This window comes from Fodinicola feengrottensis, assembly GCF_039530045.1.
Classification (GTDB): Bacteria; Actinomycetota; Actinomycetes; order Mycobacteriales; family HKI-0501; genus Fodinicola; species Fodinicola feengrottensis.
On sequence record NZ_BAAANY010000037.1, the window covers coordinates 71,600 to 86,362 of the forward strand.

13 protein-coding genes are annotated in these 14,763 nt (G+C 70.0%); 12 read left to right on the forward strand and 1 reads right to left on the reverse strand.

The features are described from left to right. Positions 1-14: 14 nt before the first annotated feature. From ABD301_RS35365 to ABD301_RS35410, 10 genes are all read left to right on the forward strand, one after another. A complete protein-coding gene (locus ABD301_RS35365) occupies positions 15-953 on the forward strand; it encodes an ABC transporter permease (protein WP_344314528.1) in 939 nt (312 codons plus the stop codon). Continuing rightward, positions 950-2,821 carry a dipeptide/oligopeptide/nickel ABC transporter permease/ATP-binding protein gene (locus tag ABD301_RS35370; protein WP_344314529.1) on the forward strand — a complete coding sequence of 624 codons (1,872 nt, stop codon included), beginning with the start codon at positions 950-952 and terminating at the stop codon, positions 2,819-2,821. The genes ABD301_RS35365 and ABD301_RS35370 overlap by 4 nt, the downstream gene beginning before the upstream one ends. Beyond that, positions 2,821-3,768, forward strand: a complete 948-nt coding sequence (locus ABD301_RS35375; protein ID WP_344314530.1) for an oligopeptide/dipeptide ABC transporter ATP-binding protein — start codon at positions 2,821-2,823, stop codon at positions 3,766-3,768. Before ABD301_RS35370 ends, ABD301_RS35375 begins: the two co-directional genes overlap by 1 nt. Beyond that, positions 3,765-4,742 carry an alpha/beta hydrolase fold domain-containing protein gene (locus tag ABD301_RS35380; protein WP_344314531.1) on the forward strand — a complete coding sequence of 326 codons (978 nt, stop codon included), beginning with the start codon at positions 3,765-3,767 and terminating at the stop codon, positions 4,740-4,742. Before ABD301_RS35375 ends, ABD301_RS35380 begins: the two co-directional genes overlap by 4 nt. A gap of 13 nt (positions 4,743-4,755) precedes the next feature. Next, positions 4,756-5,748, forward strand: coding sequence for a LacI family DNA-binding transcriptional regulator (locus ABD301_RS35385; protein WP_344314532.1), 993 nt, complete (start codon positions 4,756-4,758; stop codon positions 5,746-5,748). A gap of 10 nt (positions 5,749-5,758) precedes the next feature. Beyond that, positions 5,759-6,721, forward strand: coding sequence for an alpha/beta hydrolase (locus tag ABD301_RS35390; protein ID WP_344314533.1), 963 nt, complete (start codon positions 5,759-5,761; stop codon positions 6,719-6,721). A gap of 59 nt (positions 6,722-6,780) precedes the next feature. Continuing rightward, positions 6,781-8,607 (forward strand): gamma-glutamyltransferase, encoded by a 1,827-nt coding sequence (gene ggt, locus ABD301_RS35395; RefSeq protein WP_344314534.1) that lies wholly within the window; start codon positions 6,781-6,783, stop codon positions 8,605-8,607. Positions 8,608-8,655: 48 nt separating this feature from the next. Then, positions 8,656-9,507 carry a diaminopimelate epimerase gene (gene dapF, locus ABD301_RS35400; RefSeq protein ID WP_344314535.1) on the forward strand — a complete coding sequence of 284 codons (852 nt, stop codon included), beginning with the start codon at positions 8,656-8,658 and terminating at the stop codon, positions 9,505-9,507. Continuing rightward, a complete protein-coding gene (locus tag ABD301_RS35405; RefSeq protein ID WP_344314536.1) occupies positions 9,504-10,310 on the forward strand; it encodes an inositol monophosphatase family protein in 807 nt (268 codons plus the stop codon). The genes dapF and ABD301_RS35405 overlap by 4 nt, the downstream gene beginning before the upstream one ends. 332 nt (positions 10,311-10,642) lie before the next feature. Further along, entirely contained in the window at positions 10,643-11,461 is an 819-nt protein-coding gene (locus ABD301_RS35410; protein WP_344314537.1) for a hypothetical protein, read from the forward strand. Here the strand turns inward: ABD301_RS35410 and ABD301_RS35415 are convergent. After that, on the reverse strand, positions 11,458-12,837 hold the full coding sequence (locus tag ABD301_RS35415; RefSeq protein WP_344314563.1) for an NAD-dependent malic enzyme: 1,380 nt from the start codon (positions 12,835-12,837) through the stop codon (positions 11,458-11,460). The two genes, ABD301_RS35410 and ABD301_RS35415, sit on opposite strands and share 4 nt — an antisense overlap. A 125-nt stretch (positions 12,838-12,962) precedes the next feature. On the opposite strand from ABD301_RS35415, the gene ABD301_RS35420 reads away from it, so the two are divergent. Both ABD301_RS35420 and ABD301_RS35425 read left to right on the forward strand, forming a co-directional pair. Beyond that, a complete protein-coding gene (locus ABD301_RS35420; protein WP_344314538.1) occupies positions 12,963-13,601 on the forward strand; it encodes a hypothetical protein in 639 nt (212 codons plus the stop codon). Positions 13,602-13,647: 46 nt separating this feature from the next. After that, positions 13,648-14,640 (forward strand): LacI family DNA-binding transcriptional regulator, encoded by a 993-nt coding sequence (locus ABD301_RS35425; RefSeq protein WP_344314539.1) that lies wholly within the window; start codon positions 13,648-13,650, stop codon positions 14,638-14,640. Positions 14,641-14,763: the final 123 nt, after the last annotated feature.

Below are 14,763 nucleotides of genomic sequence, written 5' to 3' on the forward strand. Positions count from 1 at the left end.
CCGGGGAGGGGTGAATGCGCAAGATCGTCGTACGCTGGCTGCTGACCGCCGTGCCCCTGGTGCTCGGCGTCTCGATGCTGACCTTCGTACTGGCCAGCCTGGTGCCCGGCGATGCCGCGCGAGCCATCCTCGGAGTGAACGCGAGCCCGGCGCAGTATGTCGCGCTGCGTCGCCAGCTGCATCTGGATGAGCCGCTGTGGCAACAATATGTGCACTGGCTCGCCGCCGCGGTGCATGGCGATCTCGGCCAGTCGCTGCAGTCGTCGGACGCGGTCACCCACGAGCTCTCGGGCCGGCTGGGCGTCACGCTTTCGCTGGTCGGCGGCGCCGTCCTGGTCGCGACCGCGGTGGGCGTCGGGCTGGGGGTCGCGAGCGCGTTGCGCGGTGGTTTTCTGGGCCGGCTGGTCGATGTGGGGTCTTTGCTCGGACTGGCGGTGCCGAGCTACTGGCTCGGGCTGGTGCTGGTGGCGTTGTTCGCGGTGGCGCTGCCGCTGTTCCCGGCCACCGGCTACACCCCGGCCGCCGACTCGGTCGGCGGCTGGCTGGCCTCCTTGGTCCTGCCGGTGTTGACCCTGGGTTTGGGCAGCAGCGCGCCGATCGCCAAGCAGACCCGGGACGGTGTGCTGGCCGAACTCGGCCGGGAGTACGTGATGGTGCTGCGGGCCCGAGGAGTGCCGGAGTGGTCGGTGATTTTCCGGCACGTACTGCGAAACGCGGCGACGCCGGTGCTGAGCGTGGTCGGATTGGTGGTGGTCGGGCTCTTTGGCGGGGCGGTCCTTGCTGAGACCGTCTTTGTGCTGCCAGGACTGGGCGGGCTGGCGGTTTCGGCGGCATCGACACACGACATTCCAGTGATTCAAGGCGTAGCTGTGGTGTTCACGTTGCTGGTGGTCGGGGTCAATCTCGTGGTGGAGATCGGGTATGCCGCGCTGAACCCGAAAGTCCGGATGTGAGGCGGCCACTGGCGAGGCTGGCGGCCGGCTATCTGGTCGTGATCGCGCTGGCCAGCCTGCTCGCGCCGGTGATCGCGCCCTACGGCCCGGACGACCAGGACCTGACCCAGGCGCTGTCCGGGCCGACCCCGCAGCACTGGCTGGGGACCGGCGTGTTGGGTCGGGACGTGCTCAGCCGGTTGCTGTTCGGTGGCCGGATCACGCTCGTCGGAGTTCTGGTGTCAAGCCTGCTTTTCCTGGCCGTCGGAGTGCCGATGGGTGTGCTTGCCGGCTATTTCGGCGGCTGGATCGAGCGGGTGGTGCTGCGGCTCGCGGATCTCGTCTACGCGGTGCCGGTGATCATCGTGCTGCTTGTCGTGGTCGCGATCTTTCCCGGCAACGAGACCGCCGCGATGGTGGCGCTGGGCCTGCTCGCCGCGCCGGGGCTGGCCCGGATCGTACGCTCGGTGGCCCGGGGCGTTCGCGAGGAGCTTTACATCAGCGCGGCCAAAGTCAGTGGCCTGCGGGCGGTGACGATCCTGCGCCGGCACGTCCTGCCGAGGCTGACTGGGCCCATCGTCGTTCAGCTGTCGCTTTTCGGGGCCGGCGCGGTCCTGCTGGAGACCGGGCTGGGTTTTCTCGGGGTGGGCTCGGCGCAGGCCACCTGGGGTGGGCAGGTGTCGGAGGCGTCGACCAACCTCGGCACCCAACCGTGGCTGCTGGTCCCGTCCGGTTTTCTGGTGATTTCCTTCATCCTCGCGCTCGGGCTGGTCGGCGACGGCATTCGTGACGCGGTCGCGGACCGCCACCACAGTGGCACTCACCGGCCCCGCACTTCAACGGTGCCAAGCAGTCCTGCGACGGGCAAAGCCGGCGCGCTGCTGTCCGTACGCGGCCTTACGGTCGCTTTTCCCCAGTACGGCACGGAAAACACGGTGGTTTCCGGCGTCGACTTCGACCTCATGCCGGCCGAGGTGCTGGGCATCGTCGGGGAGTCCGGCTGCGGCAAGTCGGTCACCGTCCAGGCCGTGCTCGGGTTGCTCCGCGGCGGCCGGATCACCGCCGGAAGTGTGGTTTTCGAAGGAAAAGACCTCACCCAGGCGAGTCGGCGGGAGCTGGCGGCGGTCCGTGGTGCCCGGATCGGGTGGGTGTCGCCGGAACCGGTCGCCAGCCTCGACCCGGCGTTTGCGGTCGGTGCGCAGGTCGCCGAGGTGGTCCGTACGCACCGCGGCTGCTCCCGCGGCGCGGCCCGGCGGCGGGCGGTGGAACTGCTGGAGCTCGTACGGCTGCCCGATCCGGCGGCGGTGGCCAGGCGCTATCCACACCAGTTGTCCGGCGGAATGGCGCAGCGGGTCGGCATCGCGGCCGCGTTGGCGGGCGACCCGGTACTGATCATCGCGGACGAACCGACGACGGCGCTGGATGTGACCGTACAAGCCGAAATCCTCGACCTGCTGCGCGATGTGGGCACCGCGGTCATTCTGGTCACCCATGACTGGGGGGTGCTCAGTGACCTCTGTCAACGGGCGCTTGTCATGTATGCCGGCGAGATCGTGGAGGAGGCGACGCTGACCGAGCTCGTCCGAACACCCCGGCACCCCTACACGGCCGGCCTGCTCATGTCGAGTCCTTTCCTTGCTGTACCAGGTAAACCGCTGCCGGCGATCGAAGGCGTGGTGCCAGCGCCGGCGGACTGGCCGGTGGGCTGCCGTTTCCAGGATCGCTGCCGGTTCGCCGCCGTCGACTGCGCGACAGGTCCCGTACCACTGCGGCCGGCGAACGGCGGTCTCACCCGCTGCCTGCATCACGACAGGCTCCGCGAACTCGACGTTTTCGCTCTCAACTCCGGCGTGTCGACAACGAAACCGTCAAGTTCGCGGGGGCTTTGATGTTGGAGGTCAGGGGGCTGCAGGTGCGGTACGGGAAGACCGTGGCGGTGCGAGGTGCGGACGTCCGGGTCGGGCGGGGGCAGGTGGTGGGGGTGGTCGGGGAGTCAGGGTCGGGCAAGACCAGCCTGGGATTCGCGACGGTCGGGTTGGCGCCCATCAGCGCCGGAAGTGTGTGGTTCGACGGGGAGGACATCACCGCGGCTACCGGCCGGAGGCGGCGCGAGTTGAGCCGGCGGATGCAGGTGGTTTTCCAGGATCCGTACGGATCGATGAACCCGGCGCGGACGATCGGGGACACCCTCGGCGAGGGTTTGCGTTATGGCGCCGCAATGCCGGCCCGCCTGGTCCGGGACCAGGTCGCCGAGGTGCTGGCCGAGGTCGGGTTGCCGGCGTCGGCGGCCGCCCGCCATCCGGCGCAGTTTTCCAGTGGGCAGCGGCAACGGATCGCGATCGCGCGGGCGATCGTGCGGGATCCGGACTTCGTGGTCTGCGACGAGGCGGTCAGTGCGCTGGACCTTTCGGTGCAGGCGCAGGTGTTGAACCTGCTGAGCCGGCTGCGGGCCAGCCGCCAGCTGAGTTTTCTGTTCATTTCGCACGATCTCTCGGTCGTACGCTATCTCAGCGACGAGATCGTGGTGATGTACCGCGGGCAGGTGGTCGAGCGCGGGCCGGCCGCGGCGATGTCCGGCACCGCGGCGCACCCGTACACCCGGGCGTTGGTCGCCGCCGTCCCGATCCCGGACCCAGCGCGACAGGCGGCGGCCCGGCTTTCCCGTCCGCAGGCCGCAAAACCAGCGGCCAACGGCAACGGCTGCGTTTTCGCGGCCCGCTGTCCGTACGCGCGGCAGCGCTGTCTCGACGAGCGACCCATCCTGACCGAACACGCGATCGGCCATCACGTGGCCTGTCACCGACACCGCGAAATACCGAACGGGGAGTCGAAATGACCTTGGAACCGGCCGTCCGCGCGCACCTCGACGCGATGGCGGAGTCCTCTCTCGCGCCGGCCGATATGGTCGCCTTCCGAGTCTTCCTGACCGCGGAAATCGACCGGATGTTCGAGAAGTTCGGGGAGCCCGGGCCGCCGGTGGCGGACGTGCGGGACCATCGGGTGCCGGTCAGTGGCGGCGCCGAGATCGTCGTACGGACCTATCATCCGGATCCCGCCGCGGTGCTGCCAGCGCACGTGGTGCTGCACGGCGGCGGCTGGACGACCGGGTCGATCGACGAGTTGGTGGCGGACGGCAGTGCGCGACACCGGGCCGTACGGGCAAACTGTGTCGTCGTCCTGGTCGAATACCGGCTGGCTCCCGAGCATCGGTTCCCCATACCGGTGCACGACGTGGTGGCCGCGGTCCGATGGCTCACGGAAAACGCGGTCGCGCTTGGCGTCGACCCGGCGACGGTCACCCTCGGCGGCTCGTCCGCCGGCGCGAACCTGGCCGCGGCCGCGGTGGTCGCCGAGCCGGCGCTCGGGATCGCGGCGCTGCTCCTGGAGGTGCCGGCGCTCGACCTCACCCTCGGCACGGCCACCGCCACCTGCGCGGACCTCGTCGTGCAGCACGGTCCGGACAGCGAGATCGGCGACCTGCTCAGCCGTACGCTCGCGCTGCTCGACCGGGCTCGCCGGGACTACCTCGGGCACCTCGAGCTCGCCGAGCTGTCGACGGCGTCACCGCTGCTGGTCCCGGATCTCACCCGGTTCCCGCCGACCTACATCCAGACCGCGCAGTGGGATCCGCTGCGTACGGACGGATCGGCCTTCGTCCAGCGGCTGCGGGACGCCGGCGTCCGCGCGTCGGTGACCTGCTACCCGGGTGCGCTGCACGGCTCGCCGATACTGACGGCGACCTGGCCGACGGCCCGGCGCTGGCAGGACGACCTGATCGCGAGACTCGTCGACGTGCATGGCCGGGCATGACCGTGGAGGACCGATGACCGGCGTGCCGGAGCGGCCGACGATCTACGACGTGGCCGCCCGAGCGGGGGTGTCGATCACGACCGTCTCCAACGCGCTCAACAAGCCGCAGCGAGTCGGCGCGGCCACCCTGCGGCGGGTGCTGGAGGTGATCGACGAGCTGGGCTTCACGCCGAAGGCGGACGCGGTCAGCCAGGCCCGCAGGGGCGTCGGGCGGATCGGGGTGCTGGCGCCTTTCAGCTCGTACGCGTCGTACCGCGGCCGGCTGGTCGGCGTGCTCCGGGCGTGTGAGGGACTGGCCGTGGAGGTGGTGGTTTTCGACCAACCATCGGTGGCCGCGTCGGTGTCTCCGCTGCTCAGCTCGCTGCCCACGACCGGACGGTTGGACGGCATGCTGCTGATGGGCGTGCCGCTGGAGGACGCGATGGCCCGCCGGCTGGTCGAGCGCGGGCTCGCGACCGTACTGGTGGACAGCGTGCACCGCGACTTCACCACGGTGAACGTGGACGACGAGGGCGGCGGGGCGCTGGTCGGGGAGTTCCTGGCCGAGCGCGGCCACCGGGAAGTCGCGTACGTCAGTGAGCAGCAGCGGTCGGCGGACTATCTGTCGCCCGGTCAGCTGCGGATACGTGGGCTCGTACGGGCGCTGGGGGCGGACGTCCGGCACGTGACCACCGACAACTCGCTTTCCGGTGGGCGCCGGGCGGCGGCTGAGCTGATCGCCGCGAGCGCCGTTCCGGACGCGATCCTGGCGCACTACGACGACCTTGCCGCCGGCCTGGTCGCCGGTTTCCGGGCGGCTGGCCTGCGGGTGCCGCAGGACGTGGCGGTGGTCGGCTATGACGACGGCACGCTCGCCGACGCGCTCGACCTCACCACGGTCCGCCAGCCGTTCGAAGAGTCCGGCCGGCTGGCCGCCGGACTCCTGCTGGAACGGCTCGCCGACCCGGCCGCCGCCGTCCAGCACGTCATGCTGCCCGGCCAGCTCGTGGTCCGATCCACTGCCTGAGGAGACCCCCATGCCCCTTCCTGACCAGGACACCATGGACCCGCGGCTGGCCATGCTGGTCGCCGAGGTGATGAGCCAGTTGCCGGCCGACCTGCCGGCGCTGCCGTCGCCCTGGCCAGCGCCCGGGCAGAGCCGGGCCGAGTGGCTGGCCGAGGTGACGGCCGTACGCGCCGCCCATGACGCGCCGGCGGACGTGCTGGCCCAGCTGCTCCCGGCCGCTCCGCCGGACGCTCCCACCGTCTCGGACCGAGAAGTGGAGGTCGAGGGCGGGCGCATCACCGTACGCGTCTACACACCGGCGGGTGAGGGGCCGTTTCCGGCGCTCGTCTACTACCACGGCGGCGCGTGGTGGCTGGGCGGCGGATTCGCGCTGACCGACCTGTACTGCCAGCGGTTCTGTGCGGCGCTGGGCAGCGTCGTGGTCAACGTCGACTACCGACTGGCGCCGGAGTCGCCGTATCCGCAGCAGCTCGAGGACGCGTACGCGGCACTGCTCTGGACGGTTTCGTCCTTGCGTCCCACCGAAGTCTCGGTGGCCGGGGCCAGCTCGGGCGGCAACCTGGCCGCCGCGCTGTGCCTGCTGGCGCGCGACCGGGGCGGGCCGGCGATCCGGTCGCAGCTGCTGCACGTGCCCGGCCTGGACCTCACGCTCTCCTCGCCGTCGCTGCGAGCGGATCCCGCGGTGCTCCCGAACCTGGACGGGGTGCGCCGGCTTTACAGCACGGACTGGGAAAATCCGTACGTGTCGCCGCTGCTGGCGACCGACCTCGCCGGTCTGCCGCCGGCGGTCATCGTGACCGGCCGGCACGACTTCCTGCGCGACGACGGCCGCCGCTACGCCGAACGGCTGTCGGAGGCGGGCGTACCGGTCGTCGCCCTGGAATACCCGATGCTGCACAACATCGCGCTGCCGGAAACCATCGAAACAATGGTCACCGAGATGACCGCGGCCTTGCTTGCCCTTTCGCGTTGACCCGCAACGGCCGCCCGCCGGGTCTTGTTGGGAGGCCGGTCGTACGGCAGATTGGCCGCATGTCTGATCGTGGAACGTCCTCCCTGTTCCGACGCGGCCGGTTGGTTTCCCAGCTGGGTGCGGTGACCGCGGTCGTCCTCGCGGCCGGTCTGCTGGCCGCGCCGGCAGCGGCCGCCCGGCGGCCCACGCCGAAGCAACCGGTGGCCACCGGATACGGCGGCGCGGTGTCCACTGTGGACGCCGACGCCACCCAGGCCGGTCTCGCGGTGCTTCGGCGCGGCGGCAACGCCGTGGACGCGGCGGTCGCGGCGGCCGCCACGCTGGGCGTCACCGAGCCGTATTCGACGGGCATCGGTGGCGGTGGCTTCTTCACGTACTACGACGCGAGGTCCAAGCGCGTCTACACGATCGACGGCCGGGAAACCGCGCCGGCGACCTTCAAGTCCACCACCTTCACCGAGAACGGCGTCGCGATCCCGTTTGACCAGGCGGTCACCAGCGGGCTTTCCAACGGCGTCCCGGGCACGTCGGCGACCTGGTCGCAGGCGTTGCGGCAGTGGGGAACCCTGTCGCTGGGGCAGGCGCTGCGACCGGCTGAGGCAGTAGCGGCCAACGGCTTCGTGGTCGACCAGACGTTCCACGACCAGACGGCCAGCAACGCCGACCGTTTCAAGGACTTTCCGGCCACCGCGAAGCTTTTCCTGCCTGGCGGGCAGCCACCCGTGGTCGGCACGGTCCTGCGTAATCCGGACCTCGCCCGAACGTACGAGCAGCTCGGCCGGCAGGGGATCGGCTCGATCTACGGCGGCTCGATTGGCCAGGACATCGTTCGGACCACGCAGAACCCGCCGGTTGACCCGAAGGCGACGCGGAACGTACGCAAGGGTCAGATGACCCTCGCCGACCTGCGCGCTTATGGCGCGATCAACCGGGCACCCACGCACGTCAGTTACCGCGGGCTCGACGTCTACAGCATGCCGCCGTCGTCGTCCGGTGGGACGACCGTCGGCGAGGCGCTGAACATCCTCGACAACGTGGACCTGTCCAAGATGTCGCAGGCCGAGTATCTGCACTATTTCCTGGAGGCGTCCCGATATTCGTTCGCCGACCGGAACCGTTGGGTGGGTGACCCGGCGTACGTGACCGTGCCGCAGAAGGAGTTGCTGTCCCAGGGCTTCGGCAAGGAGCGATTCTGTCTGATCAGCCCGACCAAGGCCTCCACCGGAACGGTCGCGCCGGGCAACCCGGATGGCTCGTACGGCGGCTGCCCGACCAGCGGGACCGCCGCGCCCACCAGCTACGAGGGCCAGAACACCTCGAACCTGACCACCGCCGACCGGTGGGGCAACGTGGTCGAATACACCCTCACCATCGAGCAGACCGGCGGCTCCGGGATCACCGTGCCCGGGCGCGGTTTCCTGCTGAACAACGAACTCACCGACTTCGACTTCACCCCGATCACCGCCGGCGTACCGGACCTGAACCTGCCTGCCGCCGGCAAGCGGCCGCGGTCCAGCATCTCGCCGACCATCGTCCTCAAGGACGGCAAGCCGTTCTTCGCGACCGGCTCACCAGGCGGCGCGACGATCATCACCACCGCCCTGCAGGTGATCCTCGGCCGGATCGATCGGCACCTGTCCCTGGAGGACGCGATCGCTGCGCCCCGGGCTTCGCAACGCAACGCGGCCAACACCGAGGCCGAGCCGGCATTCCAAGCCGCGGCCTACTTCGCGGCGCTGAAAGCGATGGGCCACACCTTCGTGAACAACCCGGAAATCGGCGCCGCCACCGGCGTGGAATTCCTCGGCCACGGACGAATGCTCGCCGCCGCGGAACCGGTACGCCGCGGCGGCGGATCGGCAGGGGTGGTCTTCCCCGCCGGATAGCGGTGTGCGTCGAAATACCGGCAGCTGGGGTCGCCGTACGATGGGGGTGTGAGCATCGCTGATTCCGGTGGCCTGCGGTTTTGGAAGGGTCATGGCACCGAGAACGACTTCGTGTTGTTGCCTGACCCGGATGGGGCGATCGAGCTGACGCCCGGGCTGGTCAGGTCGCTCTGCGACCGGCGGGCCGGAGTTGGCGCCGATGGGGTGCTGCGGATCGTACGGTCCGCGAAGCATCCGGAGGCTGCTGAGCACGCGGCGGATGCCGAGTGGTTTATGGACTTCCACAACGCCGATGGGACCGCCGGCGAGATGTGCGGGAACGGGTTGCGGGTTTTCGCGCGCTGGCTGCTCACACATGGCGAGGCGGGACCGGGGGAGTTCACGGTGGCGACCCGGGCGGGGTTGCGCAGGGTGCTGCCGGCCGGCGATCAGATCACGATTGACGCACAGCGGCCGACGATTGGTGCGGCGACGACCGCGTGGGTGGGCGACACGTCGTACGACGGCTTCGCGGTGGATGTCGGCAATCCGCACCTGGTGTGCGCGGTCGCCAGTCCCGAGCAGGTCGCCGGCCTGGAGCTTTTCCGGGCGCCGAGGATCGACCCGGAGGTGCTGCCGGCTGGCGCGAATGTGGAGTTCGTCGCGTTCGACCAGCCGGCGGTGGACGGCGCAGACGAGCACGTCGTCATGCGGGTGCACGAGAGAGGCGTGGGGGAGACGCGGTCCTGCGGTACGGGCGCGTGCGCTGTCGCGGCAGTGGCGTTGCGCAGAGCTGGCCGGGAAAACGGAGTGGTGGCGGTGGACGTGCCAGGCGGCCGGCTGGTCGTGAGTCTGGATGGGCCGGCGGCGTTGCTGTCCGGACCGGCGGTGCTGGTCGCGAGCGGTGAGTTGACCCGATGAGCGACGCTGACCTGCTGCGAGTCGCGAGCGAGATTCTGGACGGTTCCGTCGCCGAGTTCACCGGCCAGCTCGGTGCCCAGGCCAGCGTCCATAAGAGCGCCAAGGACTTCGCGACCGAAGCCGACTTGTCGATTGAGCGGCACGTGAGCGCGCTGCTGGTCGAGCGCACCGGCATCGGTGTGCACGGCGAGGAAAACGGTGGTCCGGCGCCGTCCGAGGGCACTGTCTGGGTGCTCGACCCGATCGACGGCACGGCGAATTTCTCGCTCGGGCTGCCGATCACCGCCATCAATCTGGCGCTGATGCGAGATGGCCTGCCGGTCATCGGCCTCACCTGGGCGCCGCTGCTTGACCAACGCTACGCGGCCGTCACCGGTGGCCCGGTGTTCCGCAATGGCAAAGCGCTGCCGGCGTTGGGGCGAACCAAGCTGGCGGACGTGGCGATCGCCTTCGGCAATGTGACCGCGAATGGCGGCCGACGCTTCCCGACCCGGTGGCGGATGGCATTGCTGGACCTGCTGGCCGAGCGCAGTCTGCGCGTACGAGTCCTGGGCTCCACCGCGGTGGAAGCAGCGTGGGCGGCATCCGGGCTGGTCGGCGGCATGATCGCCTTCGGCAACCATCCCTGGGACACCTGCCCGGGCGCCTGTCTCGTACGCGCCGCCGGTGGCCTGGTGACCGACATTGACGGCACCGAGCACTCGCTGGCGAGCCGCGGCCTGCTGGCCGCCGCGCCGGGCGTCCACGACGAGCTGCTGGCGGCGCTCGCCGTGGTCGGCCCACCCGCGGACTACCTGGACTGACGCTCGATCGTGCCAATGTGCCGGACGGTCGTCGGAGCGCTGCGGATCTGCAGGTTCGCAGCATTCGCTCCGACGGGAGATTGGCGCTATTTGTCACTTTAAACGCGAGAGTGGTCATTCGTACTTTATTGGGGTTTTTGTCGGATTTACCAAAAGATGCGGTGGGATCTCTCGTTGCACCGGTGGTGTTGATGTGGCAACGTTCGGTTACAGGGGTGTGAAACACGGATCATTGGTGCCAAGATCATCAATGCCAGCACCCAAAAAGATCACCCCGAGAGGGAATTGGTCGCCGATGCCGCCGGCCAGGTTTTTCGGCAGGAGGCAACCCGTTGTATCTGGTGTTTATGGACGGCTGTGACGTCCCTGCCCCGGCCCGCGCCGGACTCGGTCCGTTGCGGGCGATCGGCGGTGTGCTGGTCCCTGAGTCCGAGGTAGCCGGCTTCGATACCGACCTGCGGCGGATTCGCCGGGAGGCCGGGCTCGCCGCGAGCGACCGGATCGGCTGGGCCGCCGGTGCCGCGCTGAGCGACCGGGACCGGCGGTTACACGTCCACACCACGGTGCTCGCGGCCGCGATGCGGCGCGAGATCGCGTCCGTCGTCGTCGTGGCGGACAGCGCGAGCCGGGCCGGCGCCGACCGCGAGGAACTCGTCCGTACGTTCCTCGGCCGGGTTGCCGTCTTCCTGCAGGAACGCGGCGAGATCGCGGTAGTGGTCGCCGATCCGGCCGATGACGGGCTCAGTCAGATCGCCCGTGAGCTGGCCGAAGTACCCGCCGACCCGGACGTGCCATATCCGCCGGAGACCCGGATCGTGCTGCCGGTGCTGAGCGCACCGTCCCGACACGTGCCGCACCTGCAGCTGGCCAGCCTGGTGGTCGGCGCGACCACCGCCGTGGTGGCCGGTCAGCCCGAGGCCGCGCCGGTCGCCCCGCTGCTGACCCGGCTGATGGCCCGGCGGATTCAGCACACCGCCGGCGGCGCCGGCCTGGTGCTGCAACCCGAGCGCTACAACATCCTGCACTGGGGCTTTGGCGAGCGCTGGCACTATGACCCCACGCTGCGCCAACGCGTCCAACTCCCGCACCGGGACTGGGACTACGGCACCTCCGACGGTCTCCCGCCAGCCGCCCACCAAACGGTGGCTTAGCCGGCGGCGGCCACGTCGCGGATCGCGGCGGCTACCGCCGGGGCGACCGAGGAGTCGAAGACGCTCGGCACGATGACGCTCGGGTTGATCTTGTCCGGGCCGACCGCGTCGGCGATCGCGGTCGCCGCCGCCAACGCCATCGGGGTTGTCCAGTCGGTCGCCTGGGCGTCCAGCAGCCCCCGGAAGACGCCTGGGAAGGCCAGTACGTTGTTGATCTGGTTCGGCTGGTCGGAGCGGCCGGTGGCGACCACCGCGGCGTGCCGTCGGGCGGCCACCGGGTCGACCTCAGGGTCCGGGTTGGCCAGCGCGAAGACGATCGACTCCGGCGCCATCGCGGCCACGTCCGCCTCGTCCAGGATGTTCGGCGCGCTCACCCCGATGAAGACGTCGGCGCCGCGTACGGCTCCTCGCACGTCCCCGACGAAACCGGTCGGGTTGGTGTGCTCGGCCAGCCAGCGCATCGCGTCGTTCAGCCCGGCCATCTCGGCGTGCAGGGCGCCGTCGCGGTCGCACGCGATGATGTCGGTGGCGCCTTGGGCCAGCAGCAGCTTCATGATCGCGGTGCCGGCCGCGCCGGCGCCGGCGACCACGATGCGTACGTCCGAGAGGTTCTTCTTGACCACCCGCAGCGCGTTGGTCAGCGCCGCCAGCACCACGATGGCGGTGCCGTGCTGGTCGTCGTGGAAGACCGGGATGTTCAGCTCCTTGCGGAGCCGGTCCTCGATCTCGAAGCAGCGCGGCGCGGCGATGTCCTCCAGGTTGATCCCGCCGTACGCGGGCGCGATCGCCTTCACGATCCGGACGATCTCGTCGGTGTCCTGGGTGTCCAGCACGACCGGCCAGGCGTCGACTCCGGCGAACCGCTTGAACAGCGCGGCCTTGCCCTCCATCACCGGCAGCGCGGCGGCCGGCCCGATGTTGCCCAGCCCCAGCACCGCCGAGCCGTCGGTCACCACTGCGACCGTGTTCCGCTTGATGGTCAGCCGGCGGGCGTCCTCGGGGTTTTCCGCGATGGCGAGGCAGATCCGGGCCACACCAGGCGTATACGCACGGGACAGCTCGTCCCGGTTGCGCAGCGCGACCTTCGGGGTCACTTCCAGCTTTCCGCCCAGGTGCAGCAGGAAAGTCCGGTCGCTGACCTTGCGTACTTCCACGCCGTCCAGCGCCCGCAGCGCGTTGGTCACCTGGTTGGCATGTTCGCCGTCCGCGGTGTCCGCGCTGATGTCGACCAGCACGTGCTCGGTGGTGGAGTCGACGATGTCCAGGGCGCTGATGATGGCGCCGGCATCGCCAACCGCGGTGGTCAGCCGGCCGACCGCGGAAGCGTCCGCGGGGACCGAGACCCGGACGGTGATCGAATAACCGGCGCTGGGCATGCGAGTCGTCACCACTGGATCGTCGCAGATCGCTTCGCCGGGCCGGCTCGCGGGCGGTTTCTCAGGGAACATCCCGGGGAATTCCCCGATGGAACCCGGTCAGCTGGCGCGGCATGCTGCTGACCATGACGAACAGTCAGCCAGGGTCCGCACAGCGGGCCGCCGGGATGGCGATGCTGGCCGCCCCGGTCTTCGTTTTCCTCTACGGTCTGGTCCGGTTGCTCGGTGGCCGGCAGGGGCCAGGTTTCGGGTGGACCTTCGGGCACCTGGCCTTCCTGGTGGGACTCGCCCTTTTCGCCCTGGTCGTGCTGGAGTTGCGTCGCCAGGTCACCGTCGGCGGCGGCCGGTGGCAGCTCTACGGGACGGTGGCGGCGGCGGTGGCCGGCATCGGGCTGTTGGCCCAGTTCGGGCAGATCCTCATCGACCTGATGGTCGGGCTGCAGGCCACCACCAAAACCGCCATGACCACGTCTTTTCACCAGGTAGATGCCATTCCGGGGGTCGTACCAGCGGTCTACACGGTCGGGCCGGTGCTCTTCTACGTCGGCCTGCTGGCGCTGGTCGGTCTGCTGGCGGTCCGCTGGCCGAGCCGGTTGACGGTGGCCAGCGCGGTGCTGGTGGGTATTGGGGTGATCCTGCCGCCGATCGGTCTCAACCTGATCCCGATCGCCGCCGTCGTGCTGCTGGTCGGCCTCGCCGTACCGGGCGTACGGCTGCTCCGCGGCGACGCGCCCACGGCCGCACCGCGAGTCGCGGTGCGCTGACAGGTTTAGGCTGCCGACACCAGTTGTCGATCCGAAAGGTGCCCGCGTGCCGACCCAGCCGACCCCCACCATGCACGACGTGGCCAGAGTCGCCGGGGTCAGCGTCAGCACCGTGTCGCGGGTGGTGAACAACGAGCGGTACGTGCACGACGAGACCCGCGCGAAGGTGGTCGACGCGATCGCCCAGCTGGGTTTCCAGCGCAACGAGGCGGCCCGCGCGCTGCGGCCGGGGCAGAGCTCGGACACCGTCGGCCTGGTCGTCGCGGACGTGGCCAACCCGTTCTTCTCGGCCATCGCGCAGGGTGCCGAGGAGATCGTCCGCGAGCACGGCCACATGCTGATCGTGGGCAACAGTGGCCTGGACTACCAGCGCGAACGGGATCTGGTGCAGGAGATGCTGCGGCGCCGGGTGGACGGCCTGCTGGTCGTACCGACCGCCCACGACCACGCCGAACTGCATGCCGAGCTGTCCCGGTGGGCGCCGATCGTCTACGTCGACCGGGCACCCCGGGGCGTACGCGCCGACGCCGTGGTCCTGGACAACCGGGCCGGTGCGCAGCGGGCTGTCGACTACCTCATCCAGGCCGGGCACCAGCGGATCGGCTACATCGGCGGCGACCCCGCGGTGGTCACCGGCCATCACCGGCTCGCCGGCTACAAACAGGCGCTGCGGGTGGCCGGCCTCGACTTCGACCAGGCGCTGGTCCGGTTCGGCAACCACACCGCGGAGGCCGCCGAGGAGACCGGCGTCGACCTGCTGACCGGCCCCACCCAGGCGGACGCGATCTTCGCCGACAACAACCGGATGACCGTCGGCGCCCTGCACGCGATCCGTCGGGTCGACGGCGGCGCCGGCCTCGCCGGCTTTGACGACGTGGAACTCGCTGACCTGCTGCCCCGCCCGATCGCCCTGGTCACCCACGACTCCATCGAACTCGGCCGGCGAGCCGCCCGGCTGCTCTTCGACCGCATCGCCGGCACCACCGGCCCGCCGCGGCGGGTCACCCACCGCACCCAAATGCTCATCCGCGGCGGCTGACAGCGTCGTGCACAATCGGATTCCGATTGTGCAGATCTGACCGGGTGTGAACCTGGTCCATCGAAATACCGGCTACGGCGCGAGGCCGTCGTACCGGACCGGCGTCGCGGCGGTGTCGAAGTT